Origin of the sequence: Streptomyces sp. NPDC086835 (genome assembly GCF_044745705.1) — a bacterium.
Classification (GTDB): domain Bacteria; phylum Actinomycetota; class Actinomycetes; order Streptomycetales; family Streptomycetaceae; genus Streptomyces.
In genome coordinates this window covers 223,204-242,721 of record NZ_JBIVAU010000011.1, presented here as the reverse complement: position 1 = coordinate 242,721, position 19,518 = coordinate 223,204, and the positions used below count along the sequence as shown (strand labels likewise).

The window sequence follows — 19,518 nt, the reverse complement described above, 5'->3', positions numbered from 1 at the left end:
GGGGGTGCGGGGGGGGGGGGGGGGGCTTAACAAGCTCTTCCCCAGCCCCCCCGGGCCCCCCGCGCCCCCGCCCCCCCCCCCCGCGCCCGGGCGGGCCGGGGGGGGGGGGGGGGGGGCCCCCCCCGGGGCCCCGCCCCTCACCGTGTCACCGGTCCAGCAACTGCGTGAAGCTGCCTGTCCGGGCCCGCTGTTCGAGCTCGTCGAGGGCTCGTACGGCCTCGGCCGCCGCGTTGGGGTCGCGGTCGCCAAGACCGCTCTCCTCGAACTCGTCCTCGTCCAGCCGGAGGATCTCCTCGCCGTCCGCGGACACCCACAGGTCGAGGTCCAGGTCCTCGACGCTCAGCCCGCCGGCCTCGTCGAACTCGGCGGGCCGTGTGATGTCGCAGTACCAGCCCTTGAGCACGCCGTCGGCCGTGCGGACCTCTTTCACCGAGTACCAGCGGTCCCGCCAGTAGTGCTCGGTGAACACATCGCCGGGCTCGAAGCGTACGAAGCCGAAGTCACGCACCCCGGGAGCCGCCCACAGGGCCCGGACCGTGACATGTGTGCCGTCGTCGGAGAGCAGGTCCGCCGGATAGCGGATCTTCGTCGCCCCCGCCTTGATCAGCCGTACCTCAATCGAGGGTGCGGACATGGCGGACCTCCGACGCGCAGATCTCGTACCCGAACCACTTGTTGATCGCGAGCATGGGGCCGTTCTCGCCGTCGTTGCTCGTGAACGCGTCGGTGTAGCCCGCCGCCCGGGCGCGGCGCAGCGAGTCGGTCTTGGCGAGCTTGGCGTACCCCTTGCCGCGGTGGGCGCGCATCGTGCCCGTCATGCCGGACAGATAGCGGGTGCCGCCGTCCGTCATGGCGGCCGTGTACGCGGCGACCTCGCCGTCGGCCATCACCACGGAGCTCAGCCGCCGGTCGAGCAGCGGGTGGTTCCAGGTGTGGCTCAGCCAGTCCTCGTAGTCGTCGAAATCGGTGGGGATGTCGCTCGGTTCGTCCGACGTGGCCTCCGCGTCCGCCTCGAACATCGGCCGCGGGTCCGCCTCGAAGTCGGCGGCGGTCCGCAGCTCCACGCCCGGGGGCAGCGCGGCCGGCTCCGGGAGCGGCCCGTTCGCCAGATCGAGTCGCTGGAAGTGCGCCGGGCGGGTCGGTCGGTAGCCGCGCTTCTCGGCGAACGCGAGGTTCCGCGGCTCCTGCAGCACCCACGCGTACACCTTCGTCGCACCCTCCGCCCCGAGATGCTCCTCCGCGACGCGTAGCAGCAGCCCGCCCGCGCCGTGGCCCTGATGGTCCGGATGGACGTGCGGGGTGACGAAGGCCTGCCCGGGCTCGGCCGCGTCGTACGCGATGCCGACATGGGCCGTGCCGATCAGCTCCCCGTCCTTCTCTGCGACCAACAGCCGGTACTTCTTCGCCGGGTTGGCGTTCTCGACCTCGAAGAGGACCGACTCCGGTGTCATCACCTCGAACGGCAGCGACGCGCGACGCACCCGCGTCACGGCTTCGGCGTCCTCGGGGCGGAAATCACGGACGATCACAGTCATGGGCAGGCACGGTACGCGCCGAAGGGCACGATCGCCCGGGAATTTCCGGGCGGTGCGAGAATCGGCCGGTGACCTTGAACATCACCATCGACGCCGACGCGCCCGACGCGCCCTACGAGCAACTGCGCGCGCAGATCTCCGAGCAGGCGCGTTCGGGCGTGCTGCCCGTGGGCCACCGGCTGCCGACCGTCCGCGGGCTCGCGGAAGAGCTCGGGCTCGCGGCCAACACCGTGGCGAAGGCGTACCGGGCGCTGGAGGGGGACGGCGTCATCGAGACGCGTGGCCGCAACGGCACGTTCGTCGCGGCGGCGGGTGACGCGGCGGAGCGGCGGGCGGCGGCGGCCGCGACGCAGTACGCGGCCGAGGCACGCCGCCTCGGGCTGAGCCGGGCGGCGGCGGTGGAGGCGGTGCAGGCGGCGCTGCGGGTGGCGTACGACGGGGAGGCGTGACGGGGCCCTGCCGCGCGCGGGCGGCGCCTGCGGCGGGCTTGTTCCCCGCCTCTTCCCCTAGGGCCTGGCGGCCGTGGGGGGGGACCCACTTCCCGGATCGGAGCAAGCCCCGGGCCCGTACGGCCTTCGGCCGTGCCCTCACGCCGGGCGGGCTGGAAATGCCGCTGCGAGGCATCCAGCCCGCCCGGCGGAGGCAGATTCAGCCCCGCTGGGGGTCCCTCCCACGCCCGCCAGGGCGTAGGGCGAGTTCGAGGCGCGGGTGCGGGGGCAGAGCCCCCGAACAGAGCCCCCGAAAACACCGCCTGGAGCGCGGTACGGGTCCGGGCCCAGCCCGGATGTGTGACCGGGCCCCCGCCCATGGGCGGGCCGACTTTGCGCCTCAGGTTCCCGACGCGGGGCCCGGCGGAAGGTGGACGGTCATGATCAGGTGGCAGGTTCCGGTGCCGGATCCGCGGTAGGTGTGGGGGGCATCGCCGTCGAACGTGGCGGTCTGGCCGGATTCAACGATGTGCTCGGTGCCGTCGACCACCAGGGTCATCCGGCCGGAGGTGACGCTGACGGTTTCCACGACCCCGGCCTGATGGGGGTGGCTGGGGTATTCCTCGCCCGGTTCCAGCTGCCAGCGCCAGACCTCGACAGGAGCCGGGCCCGAGGTCGTCAGCATGAGCCTCGCCTCGCTGCCCTGCGCTCCGGTCCACAGCGGCGCGACGGCGTCGGCTGTCACGACGCGGACGCGTCCTTCGGGTGACCCCTCCATCAGGGCGGACACGGAGACGCCGAGCGTGTCGGCCAGCCGTACGAGGGTGCCGAAGTTGGGGTTGCCCTGAGCTTTCTCCAGGCCTACCAGGGCACCTTTGCTGACCTGGGCGCGGCGGCTGAGTTCGTCGAGGGACAGCCCCGCGCGGTTGCGGGCCGTCCTGACGTTGTGCGCGAGCGTCCGCAGGGCTGCGGCCGTCTCGGCCATCCGATCACCATCCTCGGGTCCGGGTCACTGGAATGCACCGTACGGTCAATCGGTTGACATGGGTCGGTCGTTCCGTTGTACGGTTCAGTCGTTCCGTTGAAATAGTAAGGGATGTACGTACCGTGATCGCTCTGCTGCTGGCCCTGGGCAGCTCCCTCGCCTACGGATGCGCCGATTTCCTCGGTGGTCTCGGCGCCCGTAAGGCCCATGTGCTGCGCACCGTGATGATCGCGGCCCCGGCCAGCCTTGTGGTCGAGCTGCTGCTGTGGCCGGTGCTCGGTGCCTCCTTCAGCCCCGGCGCCCTCGCCTGGGGCGCCGCTTCCGGCGTCGCCTCGGCCGCCGCGTTCGCCCTGCTCTACCGCACCCTGGCGATCGGCCCGATGAATGTGCTCTCGCCCGTGACCGCCCTGGTGTCCGCCGTGCTGCCCGTCGGCGTGGGCCTGCTGCAGGGCGAGCACCTGGCGACGGCCGGACTGGTGGGCCTGCCGCTCGCGTTGGTGGCGGTCGTGCTGGTCAGCGCCGGACACGGCGCCGGGTCGGCGCGCCCCTCCCGTACCGCGCTGCTGCTGGCCTTCGGGGCGGGCGCCGCGATCGCCCTTCAGCTGATCTTCCTGCACCAGGCGCCGTCCGACAGCGGAGTGGCGCCGTTGATCGTCGGCCGGGCGGTCGCCTCGGCCCTCACCCTGGCCGCGGCCGGCCTGATGTACCGCAAGCTGGGCTCCGAGCGGCCCGCCTACGCCATGTCTGCAACAGCCGGCGTGCTGGACTCGGTGGCGAACCTGCTGTTCCTGCTCGCCGCCCGCAGCGGGGACCTCGCCGTCGTCGCCGTGATCACCGCCCTCTACCCGGCCGGCACCGTCCTGCTCGCCCGCAGCGTGCTCGCCGAACGCATCCACCGCGGCCAGCTCGTCGGCCTGGGTGCCGCCGCCGTCGCCGTCAGCCTCCTCGCCCTGACCTGATCGGTCAGCCCCCGCCAGCACCGACCACGTACGGAGAGAAGCATGTTCATCCAGCCCTGGGACGCCGGCCTGGACGAAGCCGAATGGCAGGCCTGGATCGCCGAAGGCCACCACTTCGGACAGCTCACCGTCAACGGCCTGCCCGGCCACCCGCCCGTCGCCGTCCCCACCCACTTCACCAGCGAGACCGGCCACCTCCTGGTCCACCTCGCCCGGCCCAACCCGGTCTGGAAGGCGATCGAGAACGACCCTGATGTCCTGTTCACCGTCTTCGGCGACTACGCCTTCATCCCCGGCCCCTGGCGCGCGAAGGCCGGTACCCCGCCCACCGACGGCGTCCCCACCAGCTACTACACGGCCGTCCAGTTCACCTGTCGCGCGCACATCGTCGACGACCCCGAGGCCAAGGCCGAGCTGCTCCGCCGCCAGCTCGCCCACTTCCAGCCCGACGGTGACCACGCACCCGTCGCCGTCGACCAGCCGCCCTACGGACGGATGCTGCCCGGCATCCGCGGCCTGCGCCTGGAAGTCACAGACGTGCGGGCCAAGTTCAAGTACGACGACCACAAGCCCGTCGAGCACCGCACCGCCGTCGCCGACCGCCTCGCCGAACGCGGCCAGGGCCTCGACGCCCCCACCGCGCGCCAACAGCGCCGCCGCCTGGACCGCATCGGCCCCTGGCAGCCCTGACCATCGACGCCCCTACGTGCACACTTGCGGAACCTGCCCACGCCGCACGCCGAGCAGACCACCGTGCACTACATCAGCGCGGCACGACCCCGAGCCACCACCACCTGAGACGTCGGCCCGACGCCGGGGCGTGACGCGCCACGGAATCATCACCGTCAGAGGTAGAGGCCCGCGTCCGGGCCCGGCGTCTGGGAGGGGACCGACGCCGGTGTCGTCCCGCGGCGGAGCGCGTACAGCTCCGCCAGCGTCGCGCCCTCCCGGTTCACGCCCTTCTCCGTGCCGAGCCAGGCCACCGACTCCTCGCGGGTCAGCGGGCCGACCTCGATGCGGGCCAGGCAGCGCCCGGGGCGGACGACCGCCGGGTGGAGGCGTTCGAGGTCCTCGTTGGTGGTGACGCCCACCAGGACGTTGCGGCCCTGACCGAGCAGACCGTCCGTCAGGTTGAGCAGGCGGGACAGGGCCTGGCCCGCCGTGTGCCGTGCCTCGCCGCGGATCAGCTCGTCGCAGTCCTCCAGCAGGAGCAGCCGCCAGCGTCCCTTCGAGGTGCCCTCGTCCTCACCGATCGCGATGTCCATCAGGTAGCCGACGTCGTTGAACAGCCGCTCCGGGTCCAGGACGCAGTCGACCTGGCACCAGTCGCGCCAGGAGCGGGCCAGGGTCCGCAGCGCGGACGTCTTGCCCGTGCCGGGCGGTCCGTGGAGCAGCAGCAGCCGGCCCGCGATGTCGTCGGGTGTCACCTTCATCAGCCGGTCCATCGCGTCGGCGACGGGCGCGGTGTAGTTCGCCCGGACCTCTTCCCATGTGCCGGCCGCGATCTGCCGTGTCGTACGGTGCGGGCCCCGCCGCGGCGAGACGTACCAGAAGCCCATCGTCACGTTCTCCGGCTGCGGCTCCGGTTCGTCGGCCACGCCGTCGATGGCCTCCTTGAGGGTCTTCTCCGCGAGATCGGAGCTGACCGCGGTGACGGTGACGTCCGCGCCGCGGTTCCAGCGGGAGACCAGCAGCGTCCAGCCGTCGCCCTCGGCGAGCATGGCGCTGCGGTCGTCGTCGCGCGCCGAGCGCAGCACCGTCGCCCCGGACGGCAGCATCGTCGCGCCGGGCTTGACGCGGTCGATCGAGGAGCTGAACGAGTACGGCTGCTCGCCCGTCGCGAAGCGACCGAGGAACAGCGCGTCGATGACGTCAGAGGGTGAGTCACTGTCGTCGACGTTGAGCCGGATCGGCAGCGCGTCCTGAGGGTTGGCAGACATGGCGCCCATGATCCGGCACGGCCCCGGCCGCCGCACGGTGTTTTGCCCGGTGCGGCGGCACGGACCCGTTCAGCGGCGCGCCCGGGCGGAGGGCGTGAGCGCGTTCAGGTGCCCGGCGGCCCGGCGGGCCCGGCGCACGACGGCGTAGCCCTTGGTGAGGGCCCGGTCCTTCGCGAAGTTCCTGACGAGGGCGCGTCCTTCGACGAGCCGTTCGAACTCCGCCGGCCCGGTGCTGCGCCGTACTGTCAGCCGCCGCAGCGCGTACGGTCCCTGGCGCCGCCCCGCCAGGGTGTTGCCGACGGCGAGGGACTGCGCGAATCCGGCCGCGCGGACGGCGTCGCGCACCCGCCGGTCGGAGTAGCCGTAGGGGTAGGCGAACGAGACGGGCGCGGTTCCCAGTTCCTGGGCGATGACGTCCCGGCAGTGGGCCGTCTCGTGGACGAGACGCTCCCCGTCGAGCTGGTCCAGCTGGGGGTGGGTGTGGGAGTGGCCACCGATCTCCGTCCCCGCCGCGGCCAGTTCACGCACCTGGTCCCAGTCGAGCATCGTGTCCGGCGCGCCGCCTTCGTCGTGCTTTCCCCGCAGCCAGCCGGTGGAGACGAACACGGTGGCCGCGAAGCCGTGTGCGGCGAGGACGGGGAGGGCGTGCCGGTGCACCCCCTCGTAGCCGTCGTCGAACGTGATCAGCACGGGCCGGTCGGGCAGCGGCCGGCGTCCGACCGAACGCCAGGCGTCGCCGAGTTCGGCGGTGGTGACGGGGGTGAACCCGCGTTCCGCCAGCATCCGCATCTGGAGTGCGAAGGACCGGGGCGCGACCGAGAGGCCGTACGCGGCAGGAGCGGGCCGCTCCCCGACGGCGTGGTACATCAGTACGGGCACCGGCTCGTTCACCGCGCGGCCTCCGACGGCGCAGTGTTCGCGATCGGCCCGGACGAGAACGCCGCGACGCCCCTGCGGGCCCGCATGCCACCGGCCACGTACCCGGCCGCGGCCGCCGCGACTCCCGCGACGATCGCGCCCGCCCGGCGCGCGCCGTCGTGCCTGCCGAGGGCGGCGTCGCGCAGCCCGCGGGCGACGCCGGCCGGCAGGACCCGGGTGGTGTAACGGCGTTCCGACTCGAGTCCTTTGCCCGCCCCGACGCTGCGGGCGACGAGCGCCTTGGACAGTCCCTCCGCGTAGCTGCGGCTGCCGAAGTAGCGGAACCGCTCACGCGCGGCGGGGACCCGGTGGTGGATGATCGCGCGATCGTCGATCAGCAGCACCGCGTCCGGCAGCGCCCGGGTGAGCCTGATGCACAGCTCGGTCTCCTCGCACCCCAGCGGCCGCCGGTCGCCGTCCCGCCCGATGCCGGTGGCGAAGCCGCCGCAGGCGTCGAACGCGGCGCGCCGGAAGGAGGCGTTGCCGCCGAGGACGTTGCGGACTCGGACCTTCCCGGGCGGCAGGCCCCGGTAGGTGCAGCCGACGACCCAGTCGAACTCCTCCGGGAACCAGGCGGGTCTGCGGCCGGACGCCCACGCGGGCAGGGTGCGCCCGCCGACGGCCATGACTTGCTCGTCGTCGTAGCCCTCGGCGAAGTACCGCAGCCAGTCCGGTTCGGCCACGGCGTCGTCGTCGAGGAAGGCGACGAAGTGGCCGAGGGACGCGGCGATCCCGGTGTTGCGGCCGGAGGAGAGGCCGCGGGGGCCCGCGTTGGCGAGCACCCGCACCTCCCGTTCCCCTTCGTACCGGTCGCGTAGCCGCCCGAGCAGCGCCGGGTTGTGGTCGACGACGAGCAGCGTCTCGAGGGCCGGCAGCGTCTGCCGTCCGACCGAGGCGACCGCCGTGAGGATGTCCTCCCAGCGGTCCTCGGTGTACGCGCAGATCACCACGGAGAAGTCGCGGCCCTCGGCCCCCGGGCTCAAGACACCTCTCCCCGGGCGGTCGTGACGCCGATGGCCGCGGGCCGGCGGCGCGCGCCACGCCGTACACCCTTCTCCTGGAGGATCACCCTGAGGACCCGCAGTCCGTCCCGCACGGCCCGCAGGTTGCTGACGCCGTGGATGCGGACGTACTCGTGGCTCGGGACCTCCTGGACCCGCAGTCCGGCCTTGACCACGCGTATGTTCATCAGGGTCTCGATCTCGAAGCCGGTGCAGTCCAGGGCGATCTCGTCGAGGCAGTGCTTCCAGAAGGCGTTGTAGCCGTAGCACAGGTCGGTGTAGCGGGCGCCGAACTTGGCGTTGACGACCGCGCACAGGGCCCGGTTGCCCAGCCTGCGCACCCGGGTCATGTCGTCCGTGCCGCCGCCGTTGGCGAAGCGGGAGCCCTTGGCGAAGTCGGCGCCGGAGACCAGGGCGGAGACATAGGAGACGATCTCCTGTCCGTCGGCGGAGCCGTCGGCGTCGACCATCACGATGATGTCGCCGGTGCAGGCGGCGAATCCACTGATGAGGGCGTCGCCCTTGCCTTTGCCGAGCTGCTGGACGACCTTGACCCCGGGCCACAGGTCGCGGGCCACCTCCACGGTGCCGTCGGTGGAGTTCCCGTCGACGAGCACCACTTCGTGGATCCAGTCGGGCAGCGTCTTGAAGACGTACGGAAGGTTCTCCGCCTCGTTCATCGCGGGAATCACCACGCTCACGGGCGGGGTGATGGCCAGGTGCGACGAGATGGGCCGGTATCTGGCCGACGGGCGGGCGAGTTCGTTCACCGGATCTTGTCCCGGGGCTGCCGGGTGCAGGACTGAGCTCATGGCCTTCGTTCCCTCTCTCCACCGGTGGACCGCCCTCCCCAGGGCGGTCCGGATGAGTGTCCGGTTCGAAAGGGGGGTGTTCTGCTCGTCGGCCCATGGCGAAGTGCCGCTCCGTGCTGGGTCGGTCGAGCCGGCATCACTGGCCGAGCGGTCCACGGCCCGTCATGGACGCGAGCGTGGAACCGGCACGGCACCCCCCTGCCGTAACACCCGTCCGGTGTCCATCGCGGTGCCGTTGCCCTCCCCTGAGCCGCTTGCGTGATGGACCGGTGCGGGTGGATGTACGACGGTATTGATGATTGGGACTGTATGACAAGACCGTGTCAGAGAGGCCGGTTTTCATCTTTTTTGACGGTGAATCAGCCGTCCGGTGCGGTGCTGTCCCAACCGCACCACTGACTCGTCAGTAACAATTCTTGGCATGGACACTTCCGGTGAACTCTGTCCCCTGGTACGAAAGTTGAGGCAGAGATCCTGCTATAGGGAGGTTCCATGAAACTGTCCCGAGCCGCGGCATTCTCCTCCTCACTCCTCCTCGGCGCCGTTCTCGCTCTCACTGGAGCAGGTCAGGCGCAGGCCGACCCGACCATCCAGTCCCTGGACTACGTGGCCCTCGGCGACTCCTACTCCTCCGGCGTGGGAGCAGGCAGCTACGACAGCGCGAGCGGCAACTGCAAGCGCAGCACCCGGGCCTTCCCCAAGCTCTGGGCCAACGCGAACTCACCCTCGTCGTTCGCCTTCACGGCTTGCTCGGGCGCCCGTACGGGTGATGTCACGGCGAGTCAGCTCGGTCCCCTCAACTCGTCCACCGATCTCGTCTCCCTCACCGTCGGCGGCAATGACGCGGGCTTCGCCGACGTCATGACCACCTGCGTCCTGCAGTCCGAGTCCACCTGTCTGAACCGGATCGCACAGGCCAAGGCGTACGTCGACTCGACGCTGCCTGGAAAGCTCGACCAGGTGTACTCGGCGATCAGTGCCAAAGCTCCGGCGGCGCGGGTCGTCGTCCTCGGCTATCCCCGTTTCTATAAGCTGGGCGGCAGCTGCCTCGCCGGCCTCAGCGAGAACGAGCGGTCCGCCATCAACGGCGCCGCCGACCACCTCAACGCGGCGATCGCCAAGCGCGCGGCCGACCACGGCTACGGCTTCGCGAGCGTCGTGGGGACGTTCACCGGCCATGAGATCTGCTCCGGTTCCGCCTGGCTGCACAGCGTCAACTGGCTGAACATCGGGGAGTCGTACCACCCGACCGCGGCCGGCCAGTCCGGCGGCTATCTGCCCGTGTTCGACTCCAGCGCCTGACGGCTTCCCGGCCTTCCGTCAGCAGCCCGGTCACGGCAGGTGCGCGGCTTCCGCCGCGGGCCTGCCGTGGTCCTCCGAGACAGGCGCCACGCTCTCAACCGCCTCCGACCAGCAGCCAGACAAGAGCGACGACGAAGAGCAGCAGCAGTGCGACCCCCACGGCCAGGACCGTCGTGGCCCGTTTCGAGTCGTCGCTCTGCGGTGCGGCCGCGGTAGTCACGGCCGCGGGCCGCCCGGGAGGCGACGGGGCCTCCGGCGCGGACCGCGGCCCGGTCTCCGGCGCGGCCGAGGACATGGCCGCCGACACCGGCACGTCCGTGCGCACACCGCCGCCCGCGCTCGCCAGGCGCAACCGGTGCTCGGCCTCCGCGGCGTCGAGCCGCTCCGCCGGATTGCGGTGCAGCAGTTCCGTGACGACCGCGGCCAGGGTGTCCGTCCTGCCCGCCTCCGCCTGCTCGCCGCGGCCGTGGTCCGCGCCGAACGCGGACCGCCCCTCCGTCGCCGCGTGCAGCATCGCCCCGAGCGACCACAGGTCCGACTCGGGGCCAGGGGCGCGGCCCGCCAGTACCTCCGGGGCGCCGAACCCGGGGGAGTCGCGGGCCGTCAGCGCGCCGAAGCCGGTGACCATCACCCGGCCGTCGTTGGCGATCAGCACGTTGGACGGCTGCACGTCCAGGTGCAGCACACCCGCGGCGTGCGCCGCCCGCAGGGCCGCCAGCACCTCCGCCCCGACGTGGGCGGCGCGGCGCGGCGACAGCGGTCCTTCCGCGTCGAGAACGTCGGAGAGCGACAGCCCGCGCACCAGTTCCATCACGATCCACGGCCGGCCGTCCTCCGCCGCCACGTCATGGACGGCGACCACATTGCGGTGCGAGACCCGGCCGGCGGCGCGGGCCGCGTTCTCCAGGTGCTCGTACAGATCCCGGACGTCGCCGGCTCCGAGCGAGGCCGGCGGCTTGACCTCTCTGACCGCGACCTGGCGGTCGAGGACATCGTCGCGGGCCAGCCACACGACTCCCGTTGCGTCCTCGTCCAGCGGGCTCAGCAGGTGGTAGCGGCCGGCGACAAGCCGAACCGCTCCCGGCGTTCCGGGCACCTCGCTCATGGTGAGCCCCCTGTCCGCGACCCGGAGCCGCAAGCCGGTGGAAATCACTTCAAGCTAACTCAACTCCTGGCGTTTCAAGAGTCGTTGATTGGTCATCAGTACGAAGGAAGACCGGAAGTCGCACGCATGCTGTCCAACTCGCCCTGGAATCAGCCGCATTCGGAGAGTAGTTGTCAACCCGCGTACGGGTGTGGTGAATCATGCGGGCGGGATACACGGGTGTCCCGCAGGGGAGATAGGGTTAACCTGCCCGGGCCGGGTGCCTCGTACGGGTGGGGAGTGACATGGAACAGATAACAGTGCGCAGCAGGCCGCGCGTGCCTGCCATCACATGCGGGAGCGGTGCGACGAGTTCGCGTCTCGACCGGCACCTCTCGGTGCTCGGCGGGCCGGCCGTCCCGCAGGTCGAGGCGGCAGAGGCGACGCTGCTGATGCGTGAACTGACCTCGCGCGACGTGACGCGCAGCCGCAGGAGCAAGAGCGCGCGAGTGTCGCTCTTCGCGCCGCTGCGCAGGCTCCGTCGTTCACTGTTCGGCAGCCGCGGCTGACCCGACACCCGGCCGTACCACCCACGGCTCCCACGCGTCGGGACGACCGCGCCCACCCCGCTCAGGCGACCACACCGTCCCGGCGCAGCAGCGCTGCCGCCTCATCCGTCATCCCCAGGCCCCGCAGCAGCGCGTCCGTGTGCTCACCCAGACCGGGAATCGCCCCCATCCGAGCCGGCTCCCCGCCCGGCAGCGTGATCGGGGGCAGCATCGCCTTCAACGGCCCCGCCGGTGAGGCGACCTCGCGCCACCGGTCCCGTGCCGCGAGCTGCGGATGGGCGGCGACGTCCGCCATGCTGTTCAGCCGTGCGCAGGCGATCCCCGCCGCCTCCAGCCGTGCCACCGCGTCCGCCGTGTCCAGCCCTGCCAGGGCCTTGGCCACGGCCGCGTCCGTCCGCTCACGGTTCGCCGTGCGTGACCTGTTGGTCGCGAAGTCGGGGTCGAGGGCCAGTTCCGGCCGGCCCAGGACCTGTTCGGCGAGCCGCCGCCACTCGCGGTCGTTCTGCACGGACAGCAGCACCTGACCGCCGTCGGCGGTCGGATAGGCGTCGTACGGGGAGATGACGGCATGCGCGAGCCCCGTACGGGCGGGCGACTCGCCCCCGTGCATCCCGTGGTGCAGCGGATGCCCCATCCACTCGGCGAGCGCCTCCAGCATGGAGATCTCGACGACGCCGCCGCGGCCGGTCGTCCCCCTGCGCAACAGGGCGGCGAGCACGCCGGAGAACGCGTACATGGCCGCGGCGATGTCGGCCGCCGGAACGCCCGCCTTCACCGGCTCCTCCGCCGTCCCGGTCACCGACACCAGCCCCGCCTCGCACTGCACGAGCATGTCGTAGGCACGCTTGTGCGCGTACGGGCCGCCGGAGCCGTAGCCGGAGATGTCGACGGCGACCAGCCTCGGATGCGCCTCGCACAGCGCGGCGGCGTCCAGTCCGAGCCGGGCCGCCGCGCCCTGCGCGAGGTTCTGTACGAACACGTCGGCGCCGGCGACCAGCCGGTGCACGATGTCGAGGCCACGCGGATCCTTCAGATCCACCGCGATGGACTCCTTGCCCCGGTTGCACCACACGAAGTGCGAGGCCAGACCGCGGGCTGCGGTGTCGTAACCGCGGGCGAAGTCCCCGCCGTCCGGCCGCTCGACCTTGATCACCCGGGCGCCGAGGTCGGCGAGCTGGCGGGTCGCGAAGGGGGCGGAGACGGCTTGCTCGACGGCGACGACGGTGATGCCGTCGAGAGGGAGGGGCAGGGGCGGCGGCTGTGGGCTCATGACAGCCGTGCATATCGTGTAGGTGGCACCTTTGTCACCACCACCAGGCGCGGGCGAGGTCAGGATCGCGTGTAGCGCCGCACCGCGAGCGGCACGCAGACCGCCAGCAGCGCCAGTGACCAGCACACCGCTCCGGCGACCGGATGGGCCACCGGCCAGGCCGCGTCCGCCGACGGGGCCGCGTTGCCGAAGAGGTCCCGCACCGCGGCGGTGACCGCGGAGACGGGGTTCCACTCGGCGACCGTACGAAGTGCGCCCGGCAGCCCGTCGGTCGGCAGGTACGCGTTCGACAGGAGCGGCAGCATGAAGGTCGCGCCGCCCAGCTGCCCCGCCGCCTCCTCGCTGCGCGAGGCGAGGCCGAGGAGGATGCCGGCCCAGGTCGAGGCGAAGCGGAAGAGCAGCAGAATCCCGAACCCGCCCAGGGCATCGAGGGCGCTGCCCTCGATCCGCCAGCCCATCGCGAGGCCGACGAGCAGCAGCGGCACCAGGCCGGCCGCCGCGGCCACGAGATCCGCGGCCGCCTGGCCGAGCGGGACCGCGCCGCGGCTCATGGGCAGCGAGCGGAAGCGGTCCATGACGCCGCGGTGCGAGTCCTGGGCGGCGGTGAACATCCCGGTCATGATGCCGTTCGCGGCGGTCGCCACGAGCATGCCGGGGACCAGGAAGGCCCGGTAGTCCACGCCCGGCATGGCCATCGCGCTGCCGAAGACGTAACCGAAGAAGAGCAGGAAGACGATCGGCATCGTCTGTGTCATGACCGGGATGGCGGGGGCGTGCTTCATGCGCAGCAGGTGGCGGCCGAGGACGGCCGTGCTGTCGAGGACGATTGTGCTCATGCGGCCGGCTCCATCGCCGGTCGGCCGGTGAGGCGCAGGAACACCTCGTCGAGGGTGGGCGGGCGCAGCCCGGCGTCCAGGATCGCGACCCCTGCCGCGTCGAGCTCCCGCACGAGGCGGGGCAGGGTGAGCGTCGAGTCGGTGGTGACGGCCCCGGCGGACCGGCGCTCCGCGTCGAGGACCGGCTCGGAGCCGGTCAGCTGATCGAGGACGGCCGCCGCGGCCGGCAGCGCTGCCTTGTCGAGGACGACCACCTCCGCGTAGTTGCCGATGAGCGCCTTGAGTTCGGCGGGGGTGCCGTTGTGGGTGGCGCGGCCGCCGTCGATCAGTACGACGTCGTCGGCGAGCCGGTCGGCCTCCTCGAGGTACTGGGTGGTCAGCAGCACGGTCGTGCCCTCTTCGGTCAGTTGCCGCACCGCGTCCCAGATCTCGTTCCGGCTGTGCGGGTCGAGACCGGTGGTCGGCTCGTCCAGGAACAGCACCTCGGGGCGCGTGATCAGGCCGGCCGCCAGGTCGAGGCGGCGGCGCATGCCGCCCGAGTAGGTACGGGCGGGCCGGTCGGCGGCCTCCGTCAGCCCGAACCGCTCCAGCAGTTCGGCGGCCCGGGCGCGGGGTGCGCGCAGCAGCCTGGCGAACAGTCGCAGGTTCTCCGCGCCCGTCAGGTCGCCGTCCACCGACGCGTACTGCCCGACGACGCCGATGCGGCGGCGTACGGCGGCGGGATCACGCCGCAGGTCGTGCCCGGCGACCGTGGCGCTGCCGGCGTCGGGCCTGGTCAGTGTGGTCAGGATCCGTACGGCGGTCGTCTTCCCGGCGCCGTTGGGGCCGAGCACCGCGCAGACCGTGCCCCGGGCGACGGCGAGATCGAGGCCGCGGAGGGCGTGGACGTCGCCGAACCGCTTGTCCAGACCCTCACTAAGTACAGCGTACGTAGTTGTCATGAGTCGACCGTACCTCACTACGTACGCTGTACGTAACTAGGATGTGAGGGAGGTGATGATCCATGGCGGGCCGAGCGGCCGAACCGGAAGTGATCTGGGCGCGCCCCGAGCGCACGGGCAGAGGTCCGAAACCGGCATACAGCCGGAGTGACATCGCGGCGGCCGCCGTGCGCATCGCGGACGAGGAGGGCGTCGACGCCCTCTCCATGCGCAAGGTCGCCGCACTGCTGGGCTGCGGCACGATGTCGCTGTACAACTACGTGCCCCGCAAGGAAGACCTGTACGAGCTGATGGTCGACGCGGTCAGCGGGGAGTACGAGCTCGGGGAGCCGTCGGACGACTGGCGCGCGGAAATGCTCGCCCTCGCACATCAGACGCGGGCCGTGATGCTCCGCCATCCATGGCTCGCCCGGGTGATGTCACCGCTGTACGGCTTCAGCCCCAATGTGCTGCGCTACCTCGAGTGGTGCCTGAGCGCGCTGGAGAGCCTGGACGCGCCGTACGGCACGAAGTTCGAGCTGATCGCGATGGTCAACGGCACGGTGATGACGACGGTCGCGAACGAACTCGCGATGGCCGAACGCGCCAGGTCCCTCCCATGGTCGCCGGAGCAGGAACAGGCGGCGCGGCGCGCGTATCTCGCGGGGCAAGTGGCGGGCGGGAACTATCCGCGGCTGGCGGCGGCGCTGGGGGAGGCGGCGGAGCCGGGGGACGCGGAGGAGACGTTCGAGCGGGTGCTGAGGCGGGTGATCGACGCGTTCGCCTGAGGGTGCTGCGGGTGCGTGTCCCTGCGCGGGCGCCTTCCCCTACCCGCCCTTTCCCGCTGTGCCGAATTGGGCAACTTCAGCCCCCGGCGGACGGGCCCGTCACAGGAGGGCGAACTGGCCCTCCGGTCCCTCTTCCTGGTGGTCGAGGACCGACGCCGGGCGGCGGGTCGCCGGCGGTGGGGGCAGGACCCCCGCCGTGCGGAGCTCCGCCGCGGAGATCCGGGGGCCGGCCGACGTCAGCGCCGCCCGTCGCGGTGCCAGTTCCGCCAACAGTGCCAGGACCGTGACCAGCTCCAGCAGCTCGGAGGTCCACTCCTGCGGCCAGGCCGGCGGGCGCAGTGCCTCCAGCGTGCCCGCCTCGCCTGTCGCCGTGCGCCGGTCGAACCAGAGCTCGAGCACCCGGACCCCGCCCACCTCGAAGTCCCACGCCGTCCGCGGGACGGGGGAGATACGGCCGGTGCCGCCGAGGAGCAGGGCCTCGTCCTCGGGGGCGTAGGCGATCGAGTCCGGCCGGGCCGGCAGCCCGGCGCGGACGTAGGGCCGGCGGCCGCCGGGCAGCCGGGGGCGGTCGCCGCCGCGCGCCCCGCGCAGCATGACGCGGATCATCTCGTGGCCGAGTGCCACCCCGGCGGACCAGACGCCGGCGTCCGCCGTCAGGGGCACCACGCATCCGGCGGGGGAGGGCGCCGCGGCCGCGACCGTCCAGGCGGCCAGGTCCTCGGCGTCCACGGGCTGCCCGTACCGCTCGGCCAGCAGACCGGTGAGGCCGGGCGTGATGTTGGGTTCGTGTCCGCCGGGCCGCCGGTACAGGGGCCGGACACGGCCTGGGCGCCCGGCGGGCGAACGGCCGTCCGGCAGCAGGGCGGTGACCACGAGAGCGGGGCCGGCGGCCTTCGGCACGTGTCCCTGCTCGACGACGAACAACTGCCGCTCGTCCCGTACCCGCCACAACTCGGGGCGGGCGACATCGATCAGCCGGTGGTCGGGGATCAGCCACTGTTCGTCGAAGGCACCGTGCAGCACCCGTACGGGCTCAGGGCAGCGGCCGGTCTCGCGCGCCAGGCGTCCCGTACCGGTCGACTGGCCCGGCAGCTGCGCCACCGTGCCGTGCGTCCCCCGGGCCCTGGAGACCCGGAACAGCGTCTCCCGGGTGCCGTCCCCGGCCCGTACGAGGGCGTCCCAGCGGGCTCGCAGGGACGCGGCGTCCGGCGCCATCACCCAGTCCCTGCCCAGCCGCAGCGGGGCCACGGACCAGGGCATGAGGTCGTCGAGCAGCGGCACGTCCTCGGTGAGAGCAGTCACCGTCCGCATGCTAGTCAGGCTCAGTCCGCGGCATCCACGGTGACCGAGAAGGAGAACCTGTCCCCGCGGTAGCGGATGCGGGCCACGTCCACGACCCGGCCGGTGTCGTCGTAGGTCACACCGGTGTAGTGCAGGATCGGGCTCAGCAGCGGCACCCGCAGCAGTTCCGCGGTCCGCGGGTCGGCGAGCCTGGCCTCCACCGTGTCGGTGATCCGGCTGATGCGGACCCCGAGGGCGTCCCGCAGCACCTTGGTCATCGGCCAGCGTTCCAGGTCGGCGATGTCCAGTCCGGCGGCGACGTCGGGATGCAGGGCGTTCTCCGCCCAGTTGGTGGGCTCGCCGCTGTCGCCGTCGCAGCGCAGCCTCCGGTACACCACGACCTCGGCGGCCCCGGGGAAGTGCTCGGCGAGTTCGACCGGCACCGGCTCCGGGCCGTGGCCGAGGACCGTGGTGTGTTCGCCGGACTGCTGGGCGACGATCGCGTCGATCGAACCCAGCAGCCGGCGGGGCGCGCCCCGGCGTGCCCCCGGTTCGATGAAGGTGCCGCGCCGCCGGTGCCGGCTGATCAGGCCCTCCTCCTCCAGCTCCTTGAGCGCCTGACGCATGGTCAGGACGCTCACGCCGTAGTGCTGGGCGAGCTGTTCCTCTGTGGGCAGCCGCAGCGACGCCTCGGGCGTTCGGCCCAGTATCGAGGCGCGCAGGGACTGCGAGACCTGGTACCACAGCGGCAGCTTGCGGTTCAGGACCAGCGAGTCGGGGGCGAAGGAGGTCACGGCATCTCCGTACTACGACGAACTACGACCTGAAGTGGCGCTGAAGACCCTGCCACACGTCGTCGTACCCCATCTGCAGATGGTCGGCGTTCGCCGCCTGGGCGGTCGCGGTCACCGGCCAGCGGGTCTCGAACATGAAGGCAAGCCCGTCGTCGATCTTCTGCGGCTTCAGCTCGGCCGCGCTCGCCCGGTCGAAGGTCTCACGGTCGGGGCCGTGCGCCGACATCATGTTGTGCAGCGAGCCGCCGCCGGGGACGAAGCCTTCGGCCTTGGCGTCGTACGCGCCCTCGATCAGGCCCATGTACTCGCTCATCACGTTGCGGTGGAAGTACGGCGGGCGGAAGGTGTCCTCGCCGACCAGCCACCGCGGTGCGAAGACCACGAAGTCGACGCCGGCGAGACCCGGGGTGTCGGAGGGCGAGGTCAGCACCGTGAAGATCGACGGGTCGGGGTGGTCGTACGAGATCGTCCCGATGACGTTGAAGCGGTGCAGGTCGTAGACGTACGGGACATGGGTGCCGTGCCAGGCGACCACGTCGAGGGGGGAGTGGTCGTAGGTCGCCGCCCACAGGTTCCCGCAGAACTTGTTGACCACCTCGACCGGCTGCTCGACGTCCTCGTAGGCGGCGACGGGGGCCAGGAAGTCGCGGGCGTTGGCCAGGCCGTTGGCGCCGATCGGGCCGAGCTCGGGGAGCTCGAAGGGCTGCCCGTAGTTCTCGCAGACGTAGCCGCGGGCGGTGGCGTCCAGAAGCTCGACCCGGAAGCGGACCCCGCGGGGGACGAGGGCGACCTCCCCGGGCCGGGCGGGCAGCAGCCCGAACTCGGTCACCAGCAGCAGCCCGCCGCTCTCGGGGACGATCAGCAGCTCGCCGTCCGCGTTGCTGAACACCCGGTCCGTCATGGACGTATCGGCGTGGTAGAGGTGCACGGCCATGCCGGTGCGCTGCGTCACGTCGCCGTTGCCGCCGAGCGTCCACAGCCCGGCCAGCCAGTCGGTGCCGGGGGCCGGCGCGGGCAGCGGGTTCCAGCGCAGCCGGTTCGGGTCGGGCACGGTCTCGGTGAAGGGGGCGGTACGGATGTGTCCGTTGTCGACGCGGACGAAGGGAGGGTGCGCGGCCGAGGGGCGGATGCGGTACAGCCACGAGCGGCGGTTGTGCGCGCGGGGCTCGGTGAAGGCCGAGCCGCTGAGCTGTTCCGCGTAGAGGCCGAGGGGGGCGCGCTGAGGGGAGTTGCGCCCGTGCGGAAGTGCGCCGGGCTCCGCCTCCGAGCTGTGCTCGTTGCCGAAGCCGGGGGAGAACGACGCCTCCGTCAGCCCTTCGACAATCTTCCGCGCCTGTCCGGTGCCACTCATCGCCCGCTCCTGGTGCTGAAGGATTCCTCAATCCATTCCTATGGACAACCGTAGGATTGCACCTCCGCCCCGTCAACGGCAACGGACCGGCATGATGGGCCGCGTGTCCCAGCCACCACTGCGCCGCCGTCCGGTCCAGCGGCGAAGCGCCGACCGGCTCGCCCGGATCCTCGACGCGTGCGCCGCGCTGCTGGACGAGAGCGGCTACGAGCAGCTGTCGACCCGGGCGGTGGCGGTGCGGGCGCAAGTGCCCATCGGGTCCGTCTACCGCTTCTTCGGCAACAAGCGGGCCCTGGTCGTCGCGCTCGGCCACCGTAATCTCGACGCCTACGCCGACCGCGTCTCCCGGCGGCTCGCCGCACCCTCCGGCGAGGACTGGGGCGCCGCGATCGATGTGATGCTCGACGAGTACCTGGCGATGAAGCGCACCTGCCCCGGCTTCGCCCTCGTCGACTTCGGCGCACAGCTGCCGGTCGGCGCGCCGGTGGACGGCGTGCACCACGAGGTCGCCGACCGGCTCGGCGAGCTGCTGGCCTCGTATCTGGGGCGTGAGCCCGACACGGAGCTGCACAGGGCGGTACTGGTGTGCGTGGAGGCGGCGGACGCGCTGCTGCAGCTGGCGTTCCGGTCGAGGGCCGGGGGTGACGAGGCGATCATCGCCGAGACCAGGCGGTTGCTCCGCGCCTATCTCTCCCAGGTCCTTCACACCCCCGCGCCGCGTGAAAACCGGGCGTGAAAGCCCCTC

21 protein-coding genes are annotated in these 19,518 nt (G+C 72.1%); 7 read left to right on the top strand and 14 right to left on the bottom strand.

The genetic code is table 11. The features are described from left to right. Positions 1 to 145: 145 nt before the first annotated feature. Both ACIPJI_RS30690 and ACIPJI_RS30685 read right to left on the bottom strand, forming a co-directional pair. A complete protein-coding gene (locus ACIPJI_RS30690; RefSeq protein WP_402250028.1) occupies positions 146 to 634 on the bottom strand; it encodes a DUF402 domain-containing protein in 489 nt (162 codons plus the stop codon). Next, positions 615 to 1,535 carry a GNAT family N-acetyltransferase gene (locus tag ACIPJI_RS30685; protein ID WP_307705604.1) on the bottom strand — a complete coding sequence of 307 codons (921 nt, stop codon included), beginning with the start codon at positions 1,533 to 1,535 and terminating at the stop codon, positions 615 to 617. Before ACIPJI_RS30685 ends, ACIPJI_RS30690 begins: the two co-directional genes overlap by 20 nt. Positions 1,536 to 1,603: 68 nt before the next feature. Between ACIPJI_RS30685 and ACIPJI_RS30680 the strand changes: the two genes are divergently transcribed. Then, the gene (locus ACIPJI_RS30680) at positions 1,604 to 1,984 is read left to right on the top strand and encodes a GntR family transcriptional regulator (RefSeq protein ID WP_307705603.1); all 381 of its coding nucleotides are present in this window, start codon (positions 1,604 to 1,606) and stop codon (positions 1,982 to 1,984) included. Positions 1,985 to 2,363: 379 nt separating this feature from the next. On the opposite strand, the gene ACIPJI_RS30675 is transcribed toward ACIPJI_RS30680, so the two are convergent. Continuing rightward, positions 2,364 to 2,948: an XRE family transcriptional regulator gene (locus ACIPJI_RS30675; protein ID WP_356622918.1), complete on the bottom strand. Its 585-nt coding sequence runs from the start codon at positions 2,946 to 2,948 to the stop codon at positions 2,364 to 2,366. Positions 2,949 to 3,070: 122 nt separating this feature from the next. On the opposite strand from ACIPJI_RS30675, the gene ACIPJI_RS30670 reads away from it, so the two are divergent. Both ACIPJI_RS30670 and ACIPJI_RS30665 read left to right on the top strand, forming a co-directional pair. Beyond that, a complete protein-coding gene (locus ACIPJI_RS30670) occupies positions 3,071 to 3,907 on the top strand; it encodes an EamA family transporter (protein ID WP_402250026.1) in 837 nt (278 codons plus the stop codon). Positions 3,908 to 3,949: 42 nt separating this feature from the next. Beyond that, the gene (locus ACIPJI_RS30665) at positions 3,950 to 4,597 is read left to right on the top strand and encodes an FMN-binding negative transcriptional regulator (protein ID WP_402250025.1); all 648 of its coding nucleotides are present in this window, start codon (positions 3,950 to 3,952) and stop codon (positions 4,595 to 4,597) included. Between the two features lie 155 nt (positions 4,598 to 4,752). Here ACIPJI_RS30665 and ACIPJI_RS30660 read toward each other — a convergent pair whose 3' ends face one another. The 4 genes from ACIPJI_RS30660 to ACIPJI_RS30645 all read right to left on the bottom strand — a co-directional run bounded on the left by ACIPJI_RS30660 (position 4,753) and on the right by ACIPJI_RS30645 (position 8,578). Then, the gene (locus ACIPJI_RS30660; protein ID WP_356622913.1) at positions 4,753 to 5,847 is read right to left on the bottom strand and encodes a DUF5925 domain-containing protein; all 1,095 of its coding nucleotides are present in this window, start codon (positions 5,845 to 5,847) and stop codon (positions 4,753 to 4,755) included. Between the two features lie 69 nt (positions 5,848 to 5,916). Then, the gene (locus ACIPJI_RS30655) at positions 5,917 to 6,714 is read right to left on the bottom strand and encodes a polysaccharide deacetylase family protein (protein ID WP_402250117.1); all 798 of its coding nucleotides are present in this window, start codon (positions 6,712 to 6,714) and stop codon (positions 5,917 to 5,919) included. A 20-nt stretch (positions 6,715 to 6,734) separates the two neighbouring features. Beyond that, positions 6,735 to 7,748, bottom strand: coding sequence for a glycosyltransferase family 2 protein (locus tag ACIPJI_RS30650; protein ID WP_402250023.1), 1,014 nt, complete (start codon positions 7,746 to 7,748; stop codon positions 6,735 to 6,737). After that, positions 7,745 to 8,578, bottom strand: a complete 834-nt coding sequence (locus tag ACIPJI_RS30645; RefSeq protein ID WP_356622911.1) for a glycosyltransferase family 2 protein — start codon at positions 8,576 to 8,578, stop codon at positions 7,745 to 7,747. Before ACIPJI_RS30645 ends, ACIPJI_RS30650 begins: the two co-directional genes overlap by 4 nt. Before the next feature lie 492 nt (positions 8,579 to 9,070). Here ACIPJI_RS30645 and ACIPJI_RS30640 point away from each other — a divergent pair, with 492 nt between their 5' ends. Next, a complete protein-coding gene (locus tag ACIPJI_RS30640; RefSeq protein ID WP_402250021.1) occupies positions 9,071 to 9,880 on the top strand; it encodes an SGNH/GDSL hydrolase family protein in 810 nt (269 codons plus the stop codon). Positions 9,881 to 9,974: 94 nt separating this feature from the next. Here the strand turns inward: ACIPJI_RS30640 and ACIPJI_RS30635 are convergent, their stop codons facing one another. Beyond that, positions 9,975 to 10,985, bottom strand: a complete 1,011-nt coding sequence (locus ACIPJI_RS30635) for a serine/threonine-protein kinase (RefSeq protein WP_402250019.1) — start codon at positions 10,983 to 10,985, stop codon at positions 9,975 to 9,977. A 284-nt stretch (positions 10,986 to 11,269) separates the two neighbouring features. Between ACIPJI_RS30635 and ACIPJI_RS30630 the strand changes: the two genes are divergently transcribed. Next, positions 11,270 to 11,533: a hypothetical protein gene (locus tag ACIPJI_RS30630; RefSeq protein ID WP_159693460.1), complete on the top strand. Its 264-nt coding sequence runs from the start codon at positions 11,270 to 11,272 to the stop codon at positions 11,531 to 11,533. A 61-nt stretch (positions 11,534 to 11,594) separates the two neighbouring features. Here ACIPJI_RS30630 and ACIPJI_RS30625 read toward each other — a convergent pair whose 3' ends face one another. The 3 genes from ACIPJI_RS30625 to ACIPJI_RS30615 are packed head-to-tail and all read right to left on the bottom strand — an operon-like array spanning position 11,595 to position 14,580. After that, on the bottom strand, positions 11,595 to 12,803 hold the full coding sequence (locus ACIPJI_RS30625; RefSeq protein ID WP_402250016.1) for a CaiB/BaiF CoA transferase family protein: 1,209 nt from the start codon (positions 12,801 to 12,803) through the stop codon (positions 11,595 to 11,597). A gap of 59 nt (positions 12,804 to 12,862) precedes the next feature. After that, positions 12,863 to 13,639, bottom strand: coding sequence for an ABC transporter permease (locus ACIPJI_RS30620; protein WP_402250014.1), 777 nt, complete (start codon positions 13,637 to 13,639; stop codon positions 12,863 to 12,865). Beyond that, positions 13,636 to 14,580 (bottom strand): ATP-binding cassette domain-containing protein, encoded by a 945-nt coding sequence (locus ACIPJI_RS30615; protein ID WP_402250012.1) that lies wholly within the window; start codon positions 14,578 to 14,580, stop codon positions 13,636 to 13,638. Before ACIPJI_RS30615 ends, ACIPJI_RS30620 begins: the two co-directional genes overlap by 4 nt. A gap of 62 nt (positions 14,581 to 14,642) precedes the next feature. Between ACIPJI_RS30615 and ACIPJI_RS30610 the strand changes: the two genes are divergently transcribed. Continuing rightward, complete coding sequence (locus ACIPJI_RS30610) at positions 14,643 to 15,347, top strand: TetR/AcrR family transcriptional regulator (RefSeq protein WP_402250010.1); 705 nt, start codon at positions 14,643 to 14,645, stop codon at positions 15,345 to 15,347. A gap of 99 nt (positions 15,348 to 15,446) precedes the next feature. Here ACIPJI_RS30610 and ACIPJI_RS30605 read toward each other — a convergent pair whose 3' ends face one another. From ACIPJI_RS30605 to hmgA, 3 genes are read right to left on the bottom strand one after another with little or no spacing between them, the layout of a single operon-like run. Continuing rightward, positions 15,447 to 16,658: a type ISP restriction/modification enzyme gene (locus ACIPJI_RS30605; protein ID WP_402250009.1), complete on the bottom strand. Its 1,212-nt coding sequence runs from the start codon at positions 16,656 to 16,658 to the stop codon at positions 15,447 to 15,449. 11 nt (positions 16,659 to 16,669) lie between these two features. After that, the gene (locus tag ACIPJI_RS30600; protein WP_356622899.1) at positions 16,670 to 17,422 is read right to left on the bottom strand and encodes a GntR family transcriptional regulator; all 753 of its coding nucleotides are present in this window, start codon (positions 17,420 to 17,422) and stop codon (positions 16,670 to 16,672) included. Positions 17,423 to 17,444: 22 nt separating this feature from the next. Further along, positions 17,445 to 18,773: a homogentisate 1,2-dioxygenase gene (hmgA, locus tag ACIPJI_RS30595; RefSeq protein ID WP_356622898.1), complete on the bottom strand. Its 1,329-nt coding sequence runs from the start codon at positions 18,771 to 18,773 to the stop codon at positions 17,445 to 17,447. A 94-nt stretch (positions 18,774 to 18,867) separates the two neighbouring features. Between hmgA and ACIPJI_RS30590 the strand changes: the two genes are divergently transcribed. Continuing rightward, positions 18,868 to 19,509 carry a TetR family transcriptional regulator gene (locus ACIPJI_RS30590; RefSeq protein WP_402250115.1) on the top strand — a complete coding sequence of 214 codons (642 nt, stop codon included), beginning with the start codon at positions 18,868 to 18,870 and terminating at the stop codon, positions 19,507 to 19,509. The last annotated feature ends 9 nt before the right edge of the window (positions 19,510 to 19,518 follow it).

What these genes read in the sequence shown, in the direction of transcription:
- ACIPJI_RS30665 (WP_402250025.1), top strand. Translation starts at nt 3,950, where the DNA reads ATGTTCATCCAGCCCTGGGACGCCGGCCTGGACGAAGCCGAATGGCAG.
- ACIPJI_RS30645 (WP_356622911.1), bottom strand. Translation starts at nt 8,578, where the DNA reads ATGAGCTCAGTCCTGCACCCGGCAGCCCCGGGACAAGATCCGGTGAAC.
- ACIPJI_RS30630 (WP_159693460.1), top strand. Translation starts at nt 11,270, where the DNA reads ATGGAACAGATAACAGTGCGCAGCAGGCCGCGCGTGCCTGCCATCACA.
- ACIPJI_RS30660 (WP_356622913.1), bottom strand. Translation starts at nt 5,847, where the DNA reads ATGTCTGCCAACCCTCAGGACGCGCTGCCGATCCGGCTCAACGTCGAC.
- ACIPJI_RS30610 (WP_402250010.1), top strand. Translation starts at nt 14,643, where the DNA reads ATGGCGGGCCGAGCGGCCGAACCGGAAGTGATCTGGGCGCGCCCCGAG.
- hmgA (WP_356622898.1), bottom strand. Translation starts at nt 18,773, where the DNA reads ATGAGTGGCACCGGACAGGCGCGGAAGATTGTCGAAGGGCTGACGGAG.
- ACIPJI_RS30590 (WP_402250115.1), top strand. Translation starts at nt 18,868, where the DNA reads ATGGGCCGCGTGTCCCAGCCACCACTGCGCCGCCGTCCGGTCCAGCGG.
- ACIPJI_RS30635 (WP_402250019.1), bottom strand. Translation starts at nt 10,985, where the DNA reads ATGAGCGAGGTGCCCGGAACGCCGGGAGCGGTTCGGCTTGTCGCCGGC.
- ACIPJI_RS30685 (WP_307705604.1), bottom strand. Translation starts at nt 1,535, where the DNA reads ATGACTGTGATCGTCCGTGATTTCCGCCCCGAGGACGCCGAAGCCGTG.
- ACIPJI_RS30605 (WP_402250009.1), bottom strand. Translation starts at nt 16,658, where the DNA reads ATGCGGACGGTGACTGCTCTCACCGAGGACGTGCCGCTGCTCGACGAC.
- ACIPJI_RS30690 (WP_402250028.1), bottom strand. Translation starts at nt 634, where the DNA reads ATGTCCGCACCCTCGATTGAGGTACGGCTGATCAAGGCGGGGGCGACG.
- ACIPJI_RS30655 (WP_402250117.1), bottom strand. Translation starts at nt 6,714, where the DNA reads ATGTACCACGCCGTCGGGGAGCGGCCCGCTCCTGCCGCGTACGGCCTC.
- ACIPJI_RS30640 (WP_402250021.1), top strand. Translation starts at nt 9,071, where the DNA reads ATGAAACTGTCCCGAGCCGCGGCATTCTCCTCCTCACTCCTCCTCGGC.
- ACIPJI_RS30620 (WP_402250014.1), bottom strand. Translation starts at nt 13,639, where the DNA reads ATGAGCACAATCGTCCTCGACAGCACGGCCGTCCTCGGCCGCCACCTG.
- ACIPJI_RS30615 (WP_402250012.1), bottom strand. Translation starts at nt 14,580, where the DNA reads ATGACAACTACGTACGCTGTACTTAGTGAGGGTCTGGACAAGCGGTTC.
- ACIPJI_RS30625 (WP_402250016.1), bottom strand. Translation starts at nt 12,803, where the DNA reads ATGAGCCCACAGCCGCCGCCCCTGCCCCTCCCTCTCGACGGCATCACC.
- ACIPJI_RS30675 (WP_356622918.1), bottom strand. Translation starts at nt 2,948, where the DNA reads ATGGCCGAGACGGCCGCAGCCCTGCGGACGCTCGCGCACAACGTCAGG.